The organism is Shewanella sp. 10N.7 (assembly GCF_020806285.1).
Classification (GTDB): domain Bacteria; phylum Pseudomonadota; class Gammaproteobacteria; order Enterobacterales; family Shewanellaceae; genus Shewanella; species Shewanella electrodiphila.
In genome coordinates this window covers 1-809 of the sequence record NZ_JAJGZS010000065.1, presented here as the reverse complement: position 1 = coordinate 809, position 809 = coordinate 1, and the positions used below count along the sequence as shown (strand labels likewise).

1 protein-coding gene is annotated in these 809 nt (G+C 34.7%); it reads right to left on the bottom strand.

Annotation, left to right across the window (positions count from 1 at the left end; translation table 11 throughout):
• Nucleotides 1–63 precede the first annotated feature (63 nt).
• Entirely contained in the window at nucleotides 64–345 is a 282-nt protein-coding gene (locus tag LMH66_RS20220) for a hypothetical protein (RefSeq protein ID WP_229372713.1), read from the bottom strand.
• Nucleotides 346–809: the final 464 nt, after the last annotated feature.

The window sequence follows — 809 nt, the reverse complement described above, 5'->3', positions numbered from 1 at the left end:
TTGTTCAACACTTGGGATAAGGACGCGGCTACGCGCGGCCTATCCTTATTTGTTATATTGCACTTACCACGAAGCTTGCTCCATGATGTTGCGATATGATGCCAATGCCTTATAAGTTGCCAATTTAATAGAATTATTTTTACGAACTATTTGATACAAGGCAACGGGTAACAGCCAAAGAAAAAACAAAGCTATTTGAATAGATAAAATGGCGAAAGCTAACCCGTGCGATTGAAGAGCAAAAAGTATTAAAACACTAATATTTAATGCAACAAATACCCAGAGAGCTTTTTTAGCATCTGATTCTAATTGTTGATTTATTTTCACCATACTAGAGTTTTCCACTCGACCCCTTGTGCAATATAACAGCTTATTAGCGAGAATTCCGATAAACACCCCTAGGCTAATTACCAAAACTTAATCACTTTTTAGCTTAATTTACTAATAGTTTTAACAACTTAACAGCCATCAAAATTTAAATCAATCGACTAAATACTGGATAAAACCGAGAATTGAGATCAGCGAGAACTAACTTGGGTCGTTATGTAAATTTTCTCAATAATAAAATACATATTTTTCAATAATATAATATTATTCGGTAGGTAAATCCGAGAATTTTGGCTTTTACATAACGAGAAGCAAATGTTGTCAATTGCTGCCTTTTATATACAGCTATATGTAAAAGGCTAACAAGCTTTGGGGCAGAAACGAGTTACCCGTTTATGTTTTGTACTTCATCTAAATTGGCTCAATTACTTAAGACCATCACTTCAATCTAATCCATTGCCTGCCGCAGGCTTTTGTGCAGA